We start from the raw sequence: 775 nt of genomic DNA, 5'->3' as shown, positions 1-775 counted from the left end.
GTGCAGCCGGCGTTGTGGGCGGTGATGGTTTCTTTGGCTGCGGTGTGGCGTGCCGCGGGTGTGGAGCCGGATGCGGTGGTGGGTCATTCGCAGGGTGAGATCGCGGCTGCCGCGGTGGCGGGGATCCTGTCGCTGGAGGACGCGGCCAAGGTTGTCGCGCTGCGCAGCCGCGCCCTGAAGGTGCTGGCAGGACGCGGTGGGATGCTGTCGGTCGCCGCGCCGGTCGGCGTGGTCCGCGAGGTGCTCGCCCCGTTCGGTGACCGGTTGTCGGTCGCCGCGGTCAACGGGCCGGCCGCCACCGTGGTGTCCGGTGAGCCGGGCGCCTTGCGCGAGCTGGAGACGGCCTGCGAGGGATCGGTGCGGACCCGGATGATCCCGGTGGACTACGCCTCGCACAGCGCCCAGGTGGAGGAGATCCGGGGGCCGGTCCTCACCGCCCTGGACGGCATCACGCCACGGGAGGCGGCGATCCCGATGGTCTCCGCGATGACCGGGGAGGCGATCACCGGTCCGGAGCTCGACCCGGGCTACTGGTACGAGAGCCTGCGGCGCACCGTCGAGTTCCACAGTGCCGTGCTGACCCTGGCCGCGGCCGGCCACGCCCGCTTCGTCGAGGTGTCGCCGCATCCGGTGCTGACTCCGGCCGTCGCCGACGTCGAGAGTGGCGGCCGGCCGGTGGTCACCGTCGACACGTTGCGTCGTGGTGATGGTGGGGTGGGTCGGTTGTTGCGGTCGTTGGGTGAGGCGTGGGTGTGTGGGTTGTCGGTGGGTTGGG

The 775-nt window shown here is 72.1% G+C and carries 1 protein-coding gene; it reads left to right on the top strand.

Going from position 1 to position 775, the window contains the following annotated elements:
- Positions 1–24: 24 nt before the first annotated feature.
- The coding region (locus ACQ0O7_RS45185; RefSeq protein WP_430792112.1) for an acyltransferase domain-containing protein at positions 25–775 on the top strand (751 nt) is incomplete at its 3' end.

This window comes from Actinoplanes sp. G11-F43 (genome assembly GCF_050589265.1).
GTDB lineage: Bacteria > Actinomycetota > Actinomycetes > Mycobacteriales > Micromonosporaceae > Actinoplanes.
Note: the sequence above shows the minus strand (reverse complement) of the source record. Positions and strands in the feature narration are given on the sequence as shown.